Annotated in this window: 16 protein-coding genes; 9 read left to right on the forward strand and 7 right to left on the reverse strand. The window is 71.2% G+C overall.

Translation table 11 applies throughout. The annotated features are described in order from the left end of the window. Positions 1 to 264 precede the first annotated feature (264 nt). Complete coding sequence (locus ACFVU2_RS11460; RefSeq protein WP_387874449.1) at positions 265 to 1,683, forward strand: MFS transporter; 1,419 nt, start codon at positions 265 to 267, stop codon at positions 1,681 to 1,683. On the opposite strand, the gene ACFVU2_RS11465 is transcribed toward ACFVU2_RS11460, so the two are convergent. Next, complete coding sequence (locus tag ACFVU2_RS11465) at positions 1,669 to 2,637, reverse strand: DNA topoisomerase IB (protein ID WP_387874056.1); 969 nt, start codon at positions 2,635 to 2,637, stop codon at positions 1,669 to 1,671. The genes ACFVU2_RS11460 and ACFVU2_RS11465 overlap by 15 nt on opposite strands. After that, complete coding sequence (locus ACFVU2_RS11470; protein WP_387874058.1) at positions 2,634 to 3,515, reverse strand: Ku protein; 882 nt, start codon at positions 3,513 to 3,515, stop codon at positions 2,634 to 2,636. The genes ACFVU2_RS11465 and ACFVU2_RS11470 overlap by 4 nt, the downstream gene beginning before the upstream one ends. Positions 3,516 to 3,590: 75 nt before the next feature. Here ACFVU2_RS11470 and ACFVU2_RS11475 point away from each other — a divergent pair, with 75 nt between their 5' ends. The 3 genes from ACFVU2_RS11475 to ACFVU2_RS11485 are packed head-to-tail and all read left to right on the forward strand — an operon-like array spanning position 3,591 to position 7,845. Then, positions 3,591 to 6,050 (forward strand): ATP-dependent DNA ligase, encoded by a 2,460-nt coding sequence (locus tag ACFVU2_RS11475; protein ID WP_387874060.1) that lies wholly within the window; start codon positions 3,591 to 3,593, stop codon positions 6,048 to 6,050. Positions 6,051 to 6,055: 5 nt separating this feature from the next. After that, positions 6,056 to 6,499 (forward strand): hypothetical protein, encoded by a 444-nt coding sequence (locus tag ACFVU2_RS11480; RefSeq protein ID WP_387874061.1) that lies wholly within the window; start codon positions 6,056 to 6,058, stop codon positions 6,497 to 6,499. Between the two features lie 44 nt (positions 6,500 to 6,543). Next, entirely contained in the window at positions 6,544 to 7,845 is a 1,302-nt protein-coding gene (locus ACFVU2_RS11485) for an MFS transporter (protein WP_387874452.1), read from the forward strand. Between the two features lie 11 nt (positions 7,846 to 7,856). On the opposite strand, the gene ACFVU2_RS11490 is transcribed toward ACFVU2_RS11485, so the two are convergent. Next, positions 7,857 to 8,540, reverse strand: coding sequence for a putative glycolipid-binding domain-containing protein (locus ACFVU2_RS11490; protein WP_387874063.1), 684 nt, complete (start codon positions 8,538 to 8,540; stop codon positions 7,857 to 7,859). On the opposite strand from ACFVU2_RS11490, the gene ACFVU2_RS11495 reads away from it, so the two are divergent. Then, positions 8,539 to 8,991 carry an anthrone oxygenase family protein gene (locus tag ACFVU2_RS11495; protein WP_387874066.1) on the forward strand — a complete coding sequence of 151 codons (453 nt, stop codon included), beginning with the start codon at positions 8,539 to 8,541 and terminating at the stop codon, positions 8,989 to 8,991. The two genes, ACFVU2_RS11490 and ACFVU2_RS11495, sit on opposite strands and share 2 nt — an antisense overlap. Here ACFVU2_RS11495 and ACFVU2_RS11500 read toward each other — a convergent pair. Continuing rightward, complete coding sequence (locus ACFVU2_RS11500) at positions 8,969 to 10,123, reverse strand: citrate synthase (RefSeq protein WP_387874069.1); 1,155 nt, start codon at positions 10,121 to 10,123, stop codon at positions 8,969 to 8,971. The two genes, ACFVU2_RS11495 and ACFVU2_RS11500, sit on opposite strands and share 23 nt — an antisense overlap. A 9-nt stretch (positions 10,124 to 10,132) precedes the next feature. Between ACFVU2_RS11500 and ACFVU2_RS11505 the strand changes: the two genes are divergently transcribed. Beyond that, a complete protein-coding gene (locus ACFVU2_RS11505; RefSeq protein ID WP_387874071.1) occupies positions 10,133 to 11,425 on the forward strand; it encodes a citrate/2-methylcitrate synthase in 1,293 nt (430 codons plus the stop codon). Here the strand turns inward: ACFVU2_RS11505 and ACFVU2_RS11510 are convergent. Genes ACFVU2_RS11510 through ACFVU2_RS11520 form a run of 3 tightly spaced genes read right to left on the reverse strand, consistent with a single transcriptional unit; the run spans position 11,422 to position 14,076 of the window. Next, on the reverse strand, positions 11,422 to 12,081 hold the full coding sequence (locus ACFVU2_RS11510) for a methionine ABC transporter permease (protein WP_387874073.1): 660 nt from the start codon (positions 12,079 to 12,081) through the stop codon (positions 11,422 to 11,424). The two genes, ACFVU2_RS11505 and ACFVU2_RS11510, sit on opposite strands and share 4 nt — an antisense overlap. Beyond that, positions 12,078 to 13,103 carry a methionine ABC transporter ATP-binding protein gene (locus tag ACFVU2_RS11515; protein WP_387874076.1) on the reverse strand — a complete coding sequence of 342 codons (1,026 nt, stop codon included), beginning with the start codon at positions 13,101 to 13,103 and terminating at the stop codon, positions 12,078 to 12,080. Before ACFVU2_RS11515 ends, ACFVU2_RS11510 begins: the two co-directional genes overlap by 4 nt. 4 nt (positions 13,104 to 13,107) lie before the next feature. Further along, complete coding sequence (locus tag ACFVU2_RS11520) at positions 13,108 to 14,076, reverse strand: MetQ/NlpA family ABC transporter substrate-binding protein (RefSeq protein ID WP_387874078.1); 969 nt, start codon at positions 14,074 to 14,076, stop codon at positions 13,108 to 13,110. A gap of 155 nt (positions 14,077 to 14,231) precedes the next feature. Between ACFVU2_RS11520 and ACFVU2_RS11525 the strand changes: the two genes are divergently transcribed. From ACFVU2_RS11525 to ACFVU2_RS11535, 3 genes are read left to right on the forward strand one after another with little or no spacing between them, the layout of a single operon-like run. Beyond that, a complete protein-coding gene (locus ACFVU2_RS11525) occupies positions 14,232 to 14,477 on the forward strand; it encodes a BatC protein (protein ID WP_387874080.1) in 246 nt (81 codons plus the stop codon). Further along, a complete protein-coding gene (locus tag ACFVU2_RS11530) occupies positions 14,477 to 15,730 on the forward strand; it encodes a cupin domain-containing protein (RefSeq protein WP_387874083.1) in 1,254 nt (417 codons plus the stop codon). Before ACFVU2_RS11525 ends, ACFVU2_RS11530 begins: the two co-directional genes overlap by 1 nt. Continuing rightward, a complete protein-coding gene (locus tag ACFVU2_RS11535) occupies positions 15,727 to 16,635 on the forward strand; it encodes a sucrase ferredoxin (protein ID WP_387874086.1) in 909 nt (302 codons plus the stop codon). Before ACFVU2_RS11530 ends, ACFVU2_RS11535 begins: the two co-directional genes overlap by 4 nt. Positions 16,636 to 16,640 lie beyond the last annotated feature (5 nt).

Here is a 16,640-nt window from a genome sequence, read left to right on the forward strand (position 1 = left end):
TTGCCTCGGTGTTTCGGCTGCGGCTGCCGGGGTCGTCCGGTCTTCCGCTCACTCAGAGTAGGCAGGGGGCACTGTCCCCCAACAAGGGGTTGACAGCGGGTTCGCGACTGCGCTAGAGAAATCGCCGCCTACCTCCGCATCCCGCGTCCTGTCAAGGGCTGCCGACCGATCGGGACGACTCCTACCGTTGCGATGGTGAGCACACGTACACGCAACTCCCAGGAGCCGAGCCTCTCCACGATCCGCACGTCCATCCCGGCACGGATGGACCGCCTGCCCTGGTCGCGCTTCCACTGGCTGGTCGTGCTGGGCCTCGGGACGGTGTGGATCCTCGACGGCCTCGAGGTCACCATCGTCGGCGCGATCGGCAGCCGGCTGACCGAGCCCGACAGCGGCCTCGGTCTCACGACCGCCCAGGTCGGCCTGGCTGCCGCGATCTACGTCGCCGGCGCCTGCGTCGGATCGCTCGTCTTCGGCTACCTCACGGACCGGTTCGGCCGGAAGAAGCTCTTCATCCTGACCCTCGGCCTCTACCTCGTCGCGACCGTGCTCACCGCCTTCTCGTTCGCGCCCTGGATGTTCTTCGTCTTCCGCTTCTTCACCGGCGCGGGGATCGGGGGCGAGTACGCGGCCATCAACTCGGCCATCGACGAGCTCATCCCCGCCCGCCGTCGCGGACTGGTCGACCTGGCGATCAACGGCTCGTACTGGCTCGGCACGGCGTTCGGCGCGGTGCTCACGGTCTTCCTGCTGAACGAGCAGCTGTTCGCCGCCGACATCGGCTGGCGGATCGCCTTCGGGCTGGGCGCGGTGCTCGGGCTGGTGATCCTGCTGGTCCGACGCAACGTGCCCGAGTCTCCGCGCTGGCTGTTCATCCACGGCCGCGACGAAGAGGCGGAGAAGCTGGTCGACGGGATCGAGCACGACATCGAGGAGGAGCGCAGCGAGTCCCTCCCCGCGGTCGAGGACGACAAGGCGATCGAGATCACCCAGCGGCGTTCGACCGGGTTCGGGGAGATCGTCCGCACGGCTGTGACGCGCTACCCCAAGCGCTTCGTGCTCGGCCTCTCGCTCTTCATCGGTCAGGCGTTCCTCTACAACGCGGTCTTCTTCACCTACTCCCTGGTGCTCACCAAGCTGCTCCACGTGCCCGACGACCTGGCGCCCTGGGCTCTCGTGCCCATCGCGGTCGGCAACTTCCTCGGCCCGCTGATCCTCGGGCACCTCTTCGACAGCGTCGGCCGCCGGTTCATGATCACGCTGTCGTACGTCGGCAGCGGCGTGCTGCTCGTAGGCACGGCCATCCTCTTCGACATCGGCGCACTGGACGCGTTCTGGCTGACGGCGTGCTGGATGGTCGTCTTCTTCCTGGCATCGGCCGGCGCGAGCAGCGCCTACCTGACGGTGAGCGAGATCTTCCCGATGGAGACCCGCGCGATGTCGATCGCCTTCTTCTACGCGGTCGGCACCGGCCTCGGCGGCATCATCGGGCCGATCCTGTTCGGGCAGCTGATCGAGGGCGGCATCCACTCGGTCGTCATCGGCTACTACATCGGCGCCGGCCTCATGATCGCGGCCGGACTCGTCGAGCTGTTCCTCGGGATCGACGCCGAGGGACGCTCGCTCGAGGACATCGCCCAGCCGCTGTCGGCACAGACGAAGGCCCAGTCAGGGCGCGAGTAGCTCCAGCAGGGCGGGCTCGGGGACCCGTCCGCCCGCGGTGTCGATCACCTCGCCCTGGCGGTAGCGGTCGAAGACGCGCGGGTCGATGTAGCTGTTGCGCGCGATGGCGGGCGTGTTGCCGAGGGCGGCGGCGGCCTCGTTCACGGCCGCAGCCAGCCGCTTCTTCCGGCGCGACTCGGTGGTGCTCGTGCCGAGTGCGGCGAGCGCCTCCGCGGCGACGATGGTGCCGTGCAGGGTGCGGAAGTCCTTCGCGGTGAACTCGCCGCCGGTCTGACGCCGGATGTACTCGTTGAGCGAGGCGGGCCGGAGGGTGTGCCAGGTGCCCTCCTTCCACGACAGCAGCCGGGAGCGCGGGCCGCGCAGCGCCTGCACCTGGACCAGCAGTTCGGCGAGGTCGGCGTCGACGATCGTGCTGGTCCACTTCTGGGCGGACTTCGCCGGGAAGGTCAGGGTGATCTCGTCCCCGTCGATCCGGGCGTGCCGGCAGAGCAGCGTGGTCAGCCCCCGGCTGCCGTTGGCGTGCAGGTACTCCTCGCTGCCGATGCGCACGCTCCCGAGATCGATGATGCGGAAGGCCGCGGCGAGCACGCGGTCGCGGGGGAAGCCCTCCGCGCGGAGGTCGAGCGTGACCTTGCGTCGCGCAGTCGGCAGGGTCTCCGCCAGCTGCGCCGCCCGCTCGAACTTGAGGCGGTCCTGATGCAGGCGCCAGGAGTCGTGGTAGCGGTACTGCCGGCGGCCCGCCTGATCCGTCCCGACCGCCTGGATGTGCCCTCGGGCGTCCGGGGAGATCCACACGTCCTCCCACGCCGGCGGCAGCACGAGCGAGCGGATGCGCTCCAGCTCGCGCTCATCGACCACGGGATTGCCCGCTTCGTCCTCGTAGACCGGGCCCTTCGCGCTCGCGCGACGGTGATACCCCGGGCCGGACGGGTCGCTGCGGCGCAGGCGCGTCACGCGGGCTTCTTGGTCTTCTTCGCGGTGGACGCCTTCGGGGTCTTCCCGCCGGCGGACTTCTTCGCCGTGCCCGCGTCCGCGTCCTTGCCGGAGCGGCTGCGCTCCACGCTGCGCTGCAGGGCCTCCATCAGGTCGATGACCTCCCCGCCGCCCTTCGCCTTCTCCGGCTCCTCGCCGAAGGTCTCGGCGGTGTCCATGCTCTCGCCCTGCTCGAGCTTGGCGTCGATGAGGCGCCGCAGCTCCTCCTGATACTCGTCGGTGAACTTCTCCGGCTCGAAATCGCCGGCGAAGCTCTCCATCAGCGCGGCCGACAGCTTCAGCTCCCGCTCGGTGATGCGCGGCGCGGAGTCGAGCGCCGGGAAGTCGGCCTCGCGGATCTCGTCGTGCCAGAGCATCGTCTGCAGCACGAGCACGTTGCCGCGCACGCGCAGAGCGCCGAGGCGGGTCTTCTGCCGGAGCGCGAAGTTCACGATGGCGGTGCGGTCCTCGTCCTCCAGTGTCTTGCGCAGCAGCGCGTACGCCTTGAGCGATTTGGAGTCGGGCTCGAGGTAGTAGCTGCGGTCGAGCATCATCGGATCGATCTGCTCGTTCGGCACGAATTCGACCACGTCGATCTCGCGGCTGCGCTCCGCCGGCAGCGACGCGAGGTCGTCGGGCGTGAGGATCACGGTCCGGTCCCCGTCGTCGTACGCCTTCGCGATGTGCTCGTAGGGGATGACCTTGCCGTCGATCTCGCAGCGGCGCTGGTACCGGATGCGTCCGCCGTCGGCGTCGTGCACCTGGTGCAGCGCGACGTCGTGGTCCTCCGTCGCGCTGTAGACCTTCACCGGCACGTTGACCAGCCCGAAGGTGATCGCGCCCGCCCATATGGCCCTCATGGGCTCTATCGTGTCCGCGCAACGCCGTGATTTCAACCAGTGATCGAAGGTTGCCCGACGGCGTACGGTGGGCGCATGGCTGCGGAGGACACCGAGACCGTCTCGATCGACGGCCATCGGCTGAAGCTCACGAACCTCGACAAGGTGATGTATCCGGAGGCGGGGACGACCAAAGCGGACGTGATCGGGTACTACCACGCGATCGCCGAGGTGATGATCCCGCACGTGCGCGACCGCATCGCCACACGCAAGCGGTGGGTGCACGGCGTCGGCACCGCAGGGCATCCCGGCGAGGTGTTCTTCCAGAAGAACCTCGACCCGGCCTCCACCCCGAGCTGGGTGAAGCAGCGGACGATCACGCACAAGACCAGCACGAACACCTATCCCCTGGTGAACGACCGGGCCACGCTGGTCTGGCTCGCCCAGATCGCGTCCCTCGAGATCCACGTGCCGCAGTGGCGGGTGGGCCGGGGCGACGCCCGCCGCAACCCGGACCGGATGGTGCTCGACCTCGATCCCGGCGAGGGCGTGACCCTGGCCGAGTGCGCCGAGGTCGCGCGCCTCGCCCGCGACATCCTCACCGGGATGGGGCTCGACCCGCTGCCCGTCACCAGCGGCTCGAAGGGCATCCATCTCTACACGCCGCTCGACGGCTCGCAGACCAGCGACCAGATCTCGGCCGTCGCGCACGAGCTCGCCCGGGCGTTGGAGGCCGACCATCCCGAACTCGTCGTCAGCGACATGAAGAAGGAGCTGCGGGCGGGCAAGGTGCTCGTCGACTGGAGCCAGAACAACGCGGCGAAGACCACGATCGCGCCCTACTCGCTGCGCGGGCGGCTGCGGCCGACGGTCGCGGCGCCGCGAACCTGGCGCGAGCTGGCCGCGAAGGACCTGCGGCAGCTGGAGTTCGACGACGTGCTCGAACGCGTGAAGAAGCGGGGCGACCCGCTCGCCGGACTCTCGGCGGGTGGGACCGCCGACGCCGGTCATCCGGACGCGGAACAGCTGACCGGCGCGGGCGGCGACCGACTCACCTCCTACCGCGCCAAGCGCGACGCGACGAAGACGCCCGAGCCGGTTCCCACGGTGAGCCCGGACGCCGTGGACGGCCGGTCGTTCGTCATCCAGGAGCACCACGCCCGGCGGCTGCACTGGGACTTCCGGCTGCAGCACGACGGTGTACTGGTCAGCTGGGCCCTGCCGAAGGGCCCGCCGGTGGACACGAAGCAGAACCACCTCGCGGTCCACGTCGAGGACCACCCGCTGGAGTACGGGACGTTCGAGGGCGACATCCCGCACGGCGAGTACGGCGCTGGCCACGTGGACATCTGGGACCACGGCGAGTACGAGCTCGAGAAGTGGCGGGACGACGAGGTGATCGTCACCCTGCACGGGCAGCGCGACGGCGGGCTCGGCGGCGAGCCGCGGAGGTTCGCGCTCATCCGCACCGGCGGGCGCGACGGCGACGAGAAGAACTGGCTCATCCATCTGATGAAGGAGGAGGGGCCGAAACCGACGAAGCCCGAGAAGTCCGAGAGGCCCGAGAAGAAGCGGCGCCGTCCCGCCGCAGCCCCCGTCTCGCCCATGCTCGCCACCCTCGGCTCGGATAAGGACGTCGACGACGAGGACGAGTGGGCCTTCGAGATGAAGTGGGACGGCATCCGCGCCATCGCCGTGGTGCGCGATGGAACCCTGCGGCTCACCACGCGCAACGGCAACGACGTCACCGCGACCTATCCCGACCTCGCCGGGCTGACCGCGCTCACCGACGGCCACGACGTCGTGCTCGACGGAGAGATCGTCACCCTCACGCCTCGTGGCCGGCCCGACTTCGGCCTGCTCCAGAGCCGCATGGGCCTGACGCGCCCCGCGGAGGTCGCCGCCGCGGCCGAGCGGGCGCCCGCGCACTACTTCGTCTTCGACATCCTGGAGCTCGACGGCCGCGGGCTGCGTCGCGAGGAGTACGACGAGCGGAGGAGGATCCTGCAGGATGCGCTGCAGCCTCCCGCCGGCGACGCCATCCAGGTGCCTCCCGCGTTCGCCGGCGATCTCGCCCACGCCGTGTCGTCCTCGCGCGATCTCGGCCTGGAGGGCGTGATGGCGAAACGGCGGGACAGCACGTACACGACGGGACGGCGCTCGCGCTCCTGGATCAAGATCAAGCACCATCTGGCCCAGGAGGTCGTGATCGGCGGCTGGACGCCGGGCAGCGGACGCCGCGCGGGGACCCTCGGCGCCCTGCTGCTCGGCATCCCCGACGGCGACGGGCTGCGCTACGTCGGCAAGGTCGGCACGGGCTTCTCGGACGCCGACCTCGATCGGCTCACCGCCCTCCTGGGCCGCCACCCCCGCACCACCAGCCCGCTCGAGGGCGTACCCTCTGCGGAGGCGCGCGACGCGCACTGGGTGCGCCCGGAGCACGTCGGGGAGGTGGAGTTCGCGGAGTGGACCGGGACCGACCGTCTGCGCCAGCCCTCGTGGCGCGGTCTCCGCCCCGACAAGTCGCCGGACGCGGTCGTCCGGGAGGTAGGGTAGTCGTCGTGAGCACGCACGTTACCGCCCCCACCACGTCCCACACCGAGGCCGTCGTCACCGACGACGAGCACGGCCCGCTGGTCCGCAGCCTCAGCGCCACCCTCCCCGGCGCCCTCGGATCGGTCATCGCGACCGTCGTGGTCCTGGCGACCATCGTCTTCGGGATCTGGAGCCTCATCGCCACCTGGAGCGGAAACCCGGGCGCCGGCCTTCCGCTCTTCCAGGTCGTCGTGGCCGGCACCGTGGTCGCGCTCAACGCGATCTTCGCCCGCAAGACCTTCAGCTACGTGATCACCCTGATCGGCGCCGTGCTCTGGCTCTGGGTGTCGGTCACTCCGTTCGAGCCGTTCTGGCAGACCGTGCTGCAGGCGGTGACCTTCACCATCATGGCCGCCGGCGTCGTCTTCTCGACCACCGCCGTCGCGCTCAGCAAGAAGCCCCGGTTCTGAGCCGGGACGACGCTCCGGACACCAAGGAGCCCGACGATACGACGCTGGCCCGTCGCCGGCACTTCGTCGATCTCAGCCCGCTGAGGGAGTCCCCCGCCTTCGCGCGGCTCTGGCTGGGCGGCGCCATCTCGGGCATCGGCGGTCAGATGACCATCGTGGCCGTCGGCCTGCACATCTACGACCTCACGGGCTCGACCCTGGCGGTCGCTCTCGTCGCCCTGTTCGCGCTCGGCCCGATGATCGTGTTCGGGCTCTACGGCGGCGTGCTCGCCGACGCCTTCGACCGCCGCCTGGTGGCGCTCGTCACGGCGATCGTCGCGTGGGCCTCGACCGCCGGGATCGCGGTCTTCGCCTGGCTCGACATCCAGGTCGTCTGGCCTCTCTACATCCTGACCACGATCAACGCCGTCGCGTCGGTGATGATCGGCGGCACCCGCCAGGCGATCACCCCGCGGCTCCTCCCCACCCGGCTGCTGCCCGCGGCGAGCGCCCTCGGCGGCATCAGCATGGGCGTGATGGTGACCGTCGGCCCGGCCCTCGCGGGAGTGCTCGTGGCGACCGTCGGCATCCCGTGGACGTACACCGTCGACGTGCTGCTGTTCACCGCCGCCTTCCTGGGCATCTTCACCCTGCCGAAGATCGTCCCCGAGGGCGAGAAGCAGAGCGCCGGCCTCGCATCGGTGCTCCAGGGTCTGCGCTTCCTGCGCTCCGCGCCGAACCTGAGCATGACGTTCGTGCTCGACGTGATCGCCATGACCTTCGGCCAGCCCCGCGCCCTCTTCCCCGCCGTCGGCGCGCTGCTGATCGGCGGCGGACCGGTGACGGTCGGCATCCTGACCGCGGCGGGCGCGGTCGGCACACTCGTGTCGAGCGTCTTCTCCGGACGCCTCGGCCACGTGCGCTGGCAGGGCAGAGCGGTCGAGCGGGCCATCCTCATCTACGGCGCGAGCATCCTGGGCTTCGGGATCGTGCTGGCCGTGGTCGCGCTGGGCGGCTGGAACGGCGGGGGCACCTCGATCGCGCAGGCCAACCTCCCGGCGCTCGTGCTCGCGACCCTGCTGCTCGCCGCCTCGGGTGCGGCGGACAACATCAGCTCCATCTTCCGCATGACGATTCTCCAGGCATCGGCCCCCGACACCATGCGCGGGCGGCTGCAGGGCGTGTTCACCGTCGTCGTGACCGGCGGGCCCCGCCTCGGCGACCTCTACATCGGCCTCCTGGCGCTCACCGGCGCACTCTGGTTCCCGCCCCTGCTGGGCGGCCTGCTGATCGTCGTGCTCGTCGCGACGGTCGTGCGGGTGCAGGGGGCGTTCCGGCGCTACGACGCTCTCGACCCGACGCCGTAGCCCGCAACCCGTCAGCGGGTGCCGGTGCGGATGCGCCGGGCGATGCGCGGGTAGTCGATGACGAGGCCGTCCTCGTCGACGCCCAGATCGGCGATGAAGCCGCGGTCGGCGCTGCGGTAGCGCACCACCCCGCGCCCGCTCGCCGCGTCGAAGGGTTCGACGCCGCTGTAGGCCTGCCGGCTCGCCCGCACCTCCAGGCTCGGGAGGTCGACCCACGCCATCGTGAGCTCGGTCTCCTCCACGCCGCGCAGGGCCCCGAGCCGCAGGACGGGCATCGTGTTCGTGACCGGGCAGAGCGCGAGATCGCAGTCCAGGGCGTCGTGGACGCTCTCAGCGTCCGCGAGGCCGGGCGCGGCCATCGTCGCGCCATGGAAGTCGCCCGATCCGTGAGTCCAGCTCTCGCTCGTCCACCGTCCGCCGGTGTCCCGGCGCAGCACCAGCCACCGCGTGAAGCCGCGGCCGGTCACGGAGACGTCGAGCCGTGTCGTCACCCAGTCCGGACCGGTCTCGAGCGACCAGCTGGCGACGTAGTCAGTGGTGCGAGACACCCCCAATGCGTCCAGCCTGTCCGGGGCGAGGGTGACGGTCGCCGCCTCCAACCGCTCCGGATCCTCGTCGCCGACCCACTCCACGTGCCGCACCGCTCCGCGCACCGCCATCGCCTCCGTCCACTCCGCACGATACGCTCGCCGCATGGACGCTGCGACCTCGATCGTGACCGTACTCGCCGCCCTCGCCACGGCGGCCGTCGGCGGCGTGTACCTCGGCTTCGGCGCGATGGTGATGCCCGCTCTCGGCGACTCTCCGCGGGCGGACGCCGCCGACGTGATGAACCGCATCAACGTGCGGGCGCCGCGCTCGTCGTTCGTGCTCGCCTTCCTGGCGTCGCCGGTGCTGGCGATCGTCGCGGTGGTGCTGTCGCTGGGACGCCTCCCCGGCGCCGACGCCCTCCTGATCCTCATCGGGGCGGTGCTCGCGGTCGCCGGATTCCTGATCACCGGCGCGGTGAACGTCCCCCTGAACAACCGCCTCGCACGCGACGGCGACTACGCCGCCTTCGAGCGTCGCTGGCGCCGGTCCAACGGCCTGCGAGGAGCGGTCTCGCTCCTCGGCGGGGCGCTCCTCATCGGAGCACTGGCGGTCTGATCGGCTCGGGCCCGACGTACCGGGCGGCAGGGCGCAGGATCTTGCCGTCGGCCGCCTGCTCCAGCACGTGGGCTGTCCAGCCCACGACACGGGCCGCGGCGAACGTGGGGGTGAACATCGCGCGCGGGATGCCGCAGAGCTCCATCACGATCCCCGCGTAGAACTCGACATTGGTGTGCAGCTCGCGTCCGGGCTTGAGCTCGGCGAGGAGCTGCTGCACCCGCTCCTCCACCTGCACCGCGAAGTCGACACGGGGGCCGCCGAACCCGAGAGCGACATCCCGCAGCATGCGCGAGCGTGGATCCTCGGTGCGGTACACGGCATGGCCGAACCCCATCACGCGGCCGCCCGATCCGACGGTCGCGGTGATCCACTCGTCGATCCGGTCGGGCGTGCCGATGGCGTCGAGCGTGTCGAGGGCGCGGCTCGGGGCACCGCCGTGCAGAGGACCGGACAGTGCGCCGAGCGCGCCGACGACCGCCGACGCGAGATCGGCGCCGGTGGAGGCGATGACCCGCGCGGTGAAGGTGGAGGCGTTGAAGCCGTGGTCGATCGCGGCTGTCATGTAGGCGCTCAGGGCGCGCACGTGCTCCGGATCCGGCTCGACGCCGGTGACCTGGTGGAGATAGCCGGCGACGTGGCCGAGATCGTCCCGGGGCTCGACCGGGACGCGCCCTTCGCCCAGGGCGTGCAGTTCGGCCAGCAGGACGGGGGTAGCGGCCGCGATGCGGACGGCGTCCGCGAGGCGGGTCGCGGGATCCTCGTCGTACACGGGCCGGATGCCGTCGGCCGCCGCGACCGCGCCCAGCGCCATCCGCAGACCCGCCAGGGCGTCGCCGCGCGTCAGACGAGCGATCGCCGGCAGGAGGTCGCGCACCTCGTCCGGGAGGCGTCGCGCCGCGGCCGTCCTGGCACGGAACGCGGCGAGCTGCTCCGCATCGGGCAGCGCGCCGTGGAGCATCAGGTACCAGGACTCCTCGAACGAACGATCCCGCGCCAGCTCGATCGCCGGGTACTGCCGGTAGTGGTAGAAGCCCTCCTGCCCGCGCACATCGCCGAGCTCGGTGCGGGCGGCCACCACGTTGGTGAGCCCGCGAGGGACGTCGATCAGGGTGTCATTCATCCGGTCCATGAGGGTAGTGTGAACGTGGATTCTTACTACGTCAACGTTGATCGGATCAACATGGATGCCCTCCCCCGCCTCACCGCCGAGCAGACGGCCGAGCGACTCGGCGTGAAGCTGGAGACCCTCTACGCGTACGTCGCGCGCGGCAAACTCGCGCGCGACCGGACGGCGGACGGCTCGTCGTTCGACCCGCTGGAGGTCGAGCGCTTCGCTGCCGGACGGCGACGCCGATCCGTGTCGGGGAGTCCCGCAACCGGACGATCGGACGGTCGACCGCTGATGGTCATCGAGACGGACTTCGCCCTGATCGAGGACGGCGACCTCCACTACCGCGGGCGCCGGGCCGTCGAACTCGCCGCCGAGCCGTTCGAGACGGTCGCGCGGTGGGCGCTGACCGGCGAATGGGACGCGGGCGCGCGATTCTCCCCTCGCAGCGGCATGGCGGCGGCACACCGCGCGGCGGACGAACTGCCCGCCTCCGCCGGGGACCGCGACCGTCAGGTGATCGCGGTGACCGCGCTGGCGGCGACCGACCCGCTGCGGACCTCCCTCGACCCGGCGACCGTCGCCGGCGCCGCCGAGCGGATGGTGGCGGGGATGGTCGCTGTGCTGCCGGTCGCCACATCCGGGGCCGACGGCGACGCGAGCGACGGCGACCCCCTTGCGCTGCGTCTCCATTGCCGGCTCAGCGCCTCGACCCCGACGCCGAGCGCGGTCGCCGCGCTCAACGCCGCCCTGGTGCTCCTGATCGACCACGATCTCGCCGTCTCCACGCTCGCCGCCCGGGCCGCCGCCTCCGCCCGGGCGACCCCGTACGGCGTGGTGATCGCCGGGATGGGCGCCCTCGATTCACCGCTGCACGGCAACGCGAGCCGTGCCGCCCACCAACTGCTCGCCCGCGTCGTGGCCGGCGAGGATCCGGCGCGGGTCGTCGCCGACGCCGTCGTCGCGGGGCCTGGAGGCCCGGTCCCGGGCTTCGGCCAGCCGCTGTACCCCGACGGCGACCCGAGGGCCCAGGCGCTCCTGGACCTCCTCGGTGCGGAAGCGGACGCCGCGCCCGTCCTCACGGCCGTGGAGGCGGTCTCCGCACTCCTGCGCGACCGCGCGGCCGCGCACCCCAACGTCGACCTGGCGCTCGGCGCCCTCACCCTCGCGCACGGGATGCGGGACGACGCGGGCGAGGTGATCTTCGCCACGGCACGCACCATCGGCTTCGTGGTGCACGCCCTCGCCGAGTACGGCGAGGCGCCCCTCCGGCTGCGCCCGGTCGGCCGCTACACCGGCCCGCTCCAGGGCGCGAGCCGCTAGCGGCGCAGCGCCTTGCGTGCCAGCCAGTTGCCGAGGAACTGCGCGGCCTGCACCAGCACGACGATAGTGATCACCGCGATCCAGGTCACCGACCAGTCGTACCGGTGGTAGCCGTACGAGATCGCGAAGTCGCCGAGACCGCCTCCGCCGATGCTTCCGGCGATCGCCGACAGGTCGACGATCGCGACGAAGATGAACGTGTAGCCCAGGATCAGCGGCCCGAGGGCCTCCGGGACGAGCAGGGTCGCGATGATCCGCACCGGATGCGAGCCCATGGCCCGCGCCGCCTCGATGACGCCCGGCTCGATCGTGATGAGGTTCTGTTCCACGATCCGCGAGATGCCGAACGTCGCCGCGATCGTCATGGGGAAGATCGCCGCGGGCGTCCCGAGGAAGGTGCCCAGCACGAACTGCGTGAGCGGGGCGATCGCCGTCATGAAGATGATGAACGGGATGGGCCGGATGAAGTTCACCAGGATGTTGAGCACGGTGAAGACCGCCGTGTTCTCCAGCAGGCCGCCTCTGCGCGTCGTGTACAGCAGGATCCCGAGCACGAGCCCGAAGATCCCGCCGAGCACCAGAGTGACGACGACCATCCAGAGCGTCTGCCCGATCGAGTCGAGATAGACGGGCCAGAGGGTGGACCAGTCGCTCATGCGCCGACCTCCTCGACCTCGGTGACGGCGCGGAGGTCGGCGATCAGCGCCTCCACGTCGGCCGGCTCGCCCAGCAGCTCGAGGGTCAGGCTGCCGAACGAACGCCCCTGGAGCGCCGAGATGCCGCCGTAGACGATCTCGAAGCGGACGCCGTGACGACCGACCGCGTCCGAGAGGACCGAGCCGAGCCGGCCGTCGTCGGTGATGCGCGCGGAGACGATCCGGCCGGAGTGCTTGCCGCGGAGGCGCTCGATGTCGGCGGAGTCGGGCTGGTTGCGGAGCACCGTCCCGACGAAGCGCTGCGCGGTCGGCGTCTGCGGGTCGGAGAACACCTCGAACACCGATCCCTGCTCGATGACGCGCCCGGAGTCGAGCACCGCGATGCGGTCGGCGATGGAACGGACGACCTCCATCTCGTGGGTGATGATGACGATCGTCACGCCGAGCTCGTCGTTCACGCGCTTGAGCAGCGCGAGCACGTCTGCGGTCGTCTCGGGGTCGAGCGCACTGGTCGCCTCGTCGGCGAGCAGGATGTCGGGATTCGTGGCGAGCGCCCGCGCGATGCCGACACGCTGCTTCTGGCCGCCCGACAGCTGGTCGGGGAACGACCACGCCTTGTCGGTCAGACCCACGAAGGCGAGGAGCTCCGCGACCCGCTCCTTGCGCTTGTCGGCCGGCCAGCCCGCGACCTTCAACGGGTAGGCGACATTGCCGAAGACGGTGCGCGACCGGAACAGGTTGAACTGCTGGAAGATCATCCCGATACCGGCGCGGATGCCGCGGAGGTCGCGCTCCTTCAGACCGGTGATCTCGCGCCCGTCGACCGTGATCGAGCCGCTCGTGGCGTGCTCCAGCGCGTTGATGAGCCGCAGCAGTGTGCTCTTGCCCGCGCCGGAATAGCCGATGATGCCGAAGATCTCGCCGCGCTCGATGGCGAGGTCGATCCCTTCGACGGCCGTGACCGTGGCGTCACCCGAGCGGAAGCTCTTGGTGACGCCACGGAACTCGATGATGGGGCTCACCGGGCTACTTCGCCGCCTCGATGTTCTTCTTGAGCGTGTCGAGCACCGCGATGAGGTCGGCCTGCGGCTTGTCGACGATCACCGCGGTGTTCTTCGACTCGGCGAGCACCGACTCGGTGACCTCCTTCGAGTGGTACAGCTCGGCGATCTTGAGGTAGGTCGCGTTGTCCTTGTCCTTCTCGCGCGATACGAACGCGTTGATGTACGGCTCGGCGGTCTCGGACTTCGGGTCGTCCTGGAAGATGGCGGACTTCGGATCGATTCCCGCCGTCAGGGCGAAGTTGTTGTTGACGATCGCGCCGTCGGCGGAGTTCAGCGCGGGCGCCGTCTGGGCGGCGTCCACGGGGATGACCGTGACCTTCGAGGCGGAGGCGTCGATGTCCGCCGGCGTGGCGAGCGTGTTGCCGCCGTCCTTGAGCTTCAGGAGGCCGGCCTTCTGCAGTACGAGGAGCGCACGGGCCTGGTTGGTCGCATCGTTCGGGATGGCGATCTGGGCGCCCTGCGGAATGGCGTCGACCGAGTCGTACTTGTGCGAATAGAGCGGCAGCGGGACGACCAGTGTCGAGGCGATCGGGACCAGGTCCTGCTTCGCCTGCACGTCGTAGTTCGCGAGGAACTGCAGGTGCTGGAAGAGGTTGAGATCGATCTGGCCGTCGGCGAGCGCCGGGTTGGCCTGCGTGTAGTCGCTGAAGCCGACGACGTCGATGGTGATGCCCTCGGCGGCCGCCTTCTTCTTCAGGATCGCCCAGTACGGCGCCGCCTGCTCGGTGGTGCCGATCTTCACGGTGACGTTCTTCGCCCCTGCAGCCTGCGAGGAACCGCTGCCCGCGACGTTCACGGCGATCAGCACGGCGGCCACGACGACGGCGACGACCGCGACGCCGATCCCGACGATCCAGCCGGTCTTCGACTTCTTGGGCTTCTCGGGCAGGGCCGGGGCCGGCGAACCGGCGGGAGGGGTGGCGTCGGGCATGGCTGTGCCTCTCTCTTGTGAAGGGGGGAGTGTGATACCGGTGTTCGTCCGCCGGTGGATCCAGACTCGCAGCCGCTTTCCGGCCGGTCAAAGTGCGTTCCGAAATGTGACGAGCGCGCGTAGTGTGACGAGCACCGAGCGAAGTGGAGGCCCACATGGGCGCGATCGACGACGACGACATCACCACGAGCGCCAGCGGCGGCGAAGGCCCCGCGGACGGCGGAGCGAATCCGAACGGGCACGACGGCGGAGCCGACGGGTCGGCGGGCGAAGGCCCGGCCGACGGCGGCGCCGACCCGAACGGCCACGACGGCGGAGCCGACGGGTCGGCGGGCGAGGGCCCGGCCGACGGCGGAGCGAATCCGAACGGGCACGACGGCGGAGCCGACGGGTCCGCTTGATGGCGACCGACGGGCGCGGGCCGGGCGACCGGCCCGCGCTTTCGCGTTGCACGCCGATCTCCCGTGACGAGTTCGCGGAGTCGTACTGGGGGCGTTCCCCCCTGTTCACCCGGGCGGCCGACCTCGAGGACGACTTCACCGATCTCTTCAGCACGGAGGCCGTGGACGACCTCGTCGCCGACCGGGCCCTGCGCACCCCGTTCGTGCGTATGGCGAAGGAGGGCGACGTCCTCCCACCGTCGCGGTACACCGCCGGCGGCGGCTTCGGCGCCGAGATCGGCGATCAGGTGTCGAGCGACCGCGTGCTCGCCGAACTCGCGGCCGGTGCGACCCTCGTGCTCCAGGGGCTGCACCGCACCTGGGCGCCGATCGCCGCGTTCGCGCGCGCCCTCGCGGAGGAACTCGGCCATCCCTGCCAGGTGAACGCCTACATCACTCCGGCATCGTCACGTGGATTCGACCCCCACTACGACGTGCACGACGTCTTCGTGCTGCAGATCGCCGGGGAGAAGCACTGGCGCATCCATGAACCCGTGCATCCCGATCCGCTGCGCAACCAGCCGTGGACCGACCATCGGCAGGCCGTCGCCGCACGCGCGCAGGAGGCGCCGGCGATCGACGAGACCTTCCGCCCCGGGGACGCCCTGTACCTCCCGCGCGGCTGGATCCACTCGGCCACGGCGCTCGGCGGGCTCTCCATCCACCTCACCGTCGGCGTCGCCGCCTACACGCGCACCGACATCGTGGAGACGGCGGTCGACGCCGCGGCCGACATCCCGGAGCTGCGTGCGGCCCTTCCGCTCGGTTTCGACCCCGGCGATCCTGCACTGCTCGACCCGGAGGTCGACGCCGCGCTCGACGCGCTCCGTGACGCGCTCGACGATCCCGCCCGGCGGGCGGCGGTCGCTGCCGCCGTCGGCGAGCGGCTGCGGGCCCGACGGCGACGCGACTCCTCACCGCCGCCCGTCCGTCCACTGGCGGCGGTGGAGGCGGCGGCAGCGCTCGACGGCGGCACGGTCGTCGGCGCCCGCCCGGGCCTGCGCCCGACGGTGACGGCGGAGGTCGAGACCGTCACCGTACGCCTCCCCGGCCGCGTCATCGCACTTCCGATCGCCGCCCGCGCGGCCGTCGACCGTCTCGTCGACGAGGAGCCGGTCGCGGTCGGAGAGCTGCCCGGCCTCGACCCGGAATCCGCGATCGTCGTCGCGCGCCGGTTGCTGAGAGAGGGCGTCGTCGAGGTCGTCGGCCCGTGACCGCCGTGCCCGGCTGGCTGCCGTGCAGCGACCGTGCCCGCGAACGCGGCGACCCCCTCCCCGGCACCGCCGGGTTCGGCGAGCGCTGGCTCCTCGTCGAGATCGAGAGCGGGTGGGGTCGGCACGCGTTCTTCGACTCGGCCCTCGACCCCGCGATCGGCGCCGCCCTCGTCGGCCGGGCCGAAGCGGCGGGGATCCGGCCGCTGGCGATCCGCCGCACCGGACTGCGAGCGGGCGAACGGCGGGCGCAGCAGAGCTGGCGCTGGGCCCTCGCGGACGCGCGGCCGGGTCGCGCATCCCTCCGCTGGGGCCGTGTGACGGATCCCGCCGCGCTGCTCGACCTGCCGCTCGACGGAACGGCCGGCGAGCCGAGCGATCGGCCGGTGTACGCCGTGTGCGCCCATGCCCGCCACGACCAGTGCTGCGCCGTGCGGGGGCGACCCGTGGTGGATGCTCTCGCGGCCGCGCATCCCGACGAGACGTGGGAGTGCTCCCACCTCGGCGGCGACCGGTTCGCCGCCACGATGATCGTGCTCCCCCACGGCCTGCTGTACGGCGCGGTGCCCGCCGCCGACGCCGTGCACGTGGTCGCCCGGCACGCCGAGGGACGGGTGGATCCGCGCTACCTGCGCGGCCGCACCTCCCTCAGCACGGTCGGCCAGGCCGCGGAGGCTTTCGCGCGCGACCGTTCCGGCGACGACGCGATCGACGCCTACCGCGTGATCTCGGAGCACCCGCACCCGCACGGCTGGACCGTCGAACTGGCCCATACCGGAGGGGTGGTGCGCGTCGAGGTCGGGGAACGTCTCTCGGACCCGCTGCTCAGCACCTGCGCCGCCACGATCGCCCATCCCGTGCGGGAGTTCGTGCCCGTCTCCGTGTCCGATTCCGCGCAACCCGGCTGAGCGGG

Origin of the sequence: Leifsonia sp. NPDC058194, assembly GCF_042883605.1 — a bacterium.
GTDB lineage: Bacteria > Actinomycetota > Actinomycetes > Actinomycetales > Microbacteriaceae > Leifsonia.

Excerpts from the sequence above, each read along its gene's own strand:
- ACFVU2_RS11460 (WP_387874449.1), top strand. The coding sequence starts at position 265 with ATGGACCGCCTGCCCTGGTCGCGCTTCCACTGGCTGGTCGTGCTGGGC.
- ACFVU2_RS11470 (WP_387874058.1), bottom strand. The coding sequence starts at position 3,515 with ATGAGGGCCATATGGGCGGGCGCGATCACCTTCGGGCTGGTCAACGTG.
- ACFVU2_RS11475 (WP_387874060.1), top strand. The coding sequence starts at position 3,591 with ATGGCTGCGGAGGACACCGAGACCGTCTCGATCGACGGCCATCGGCTG.
- ACFVU2_RS11495 (WP_387874066.1), top strand. The coding sequence starts at position 8,539 with ATGGACGCTGCGACCTCGATCGTGACCGTACTCGCCGCCCTCGCCACG.
- ACFVU2_RS11490 (WP_387874063.1), bottom strand. The coding sequence starts at position 8,540 with ATGCGGCGAGCGTATCGTGCGGAGTGGACGGAGGCGATGGCGGTGCGC.
- ACFVU2_RS11500 (WP_387874069.1), bottom strand. The coding sequence starts at position 10,123 with ATGGACCGGATGAATGACACCCTGATCGACGTCCCTCGCGGGCTCACC.
- ACFVU2_RS11510 (WP_387874073.1), bottom strand. The coding sequence starts at position 12,081 with ATGAGCGACTGGTCCACCCTCTGGCCCGTCTATCTCGACTCGATCGGG.
- ACFVU2_RS11520 (WP_387874078.1), bottom strand. The coding sequence starts at position 14,076 with ATGCCCGACGCCACCCCTCCCGCCGGTTCGCCGGCCCCGGCCCTGCCC.
- ACFVU2_RS11525 (WP_387874080.1), top strand. The coding sequence starts at position 14,232 with ATGGGCGCGATCGACGACGACGACATCACCACGAGCGCCAGCGGCGGC.
- ACFVU2_RS11530 (WP_387874083.1), top strand. The coding sequence starts at position 14,477 with ATGGCGACCGACGGGCGCGGGCCGGGCGACCGGCCCGCGCTTTCGCGT.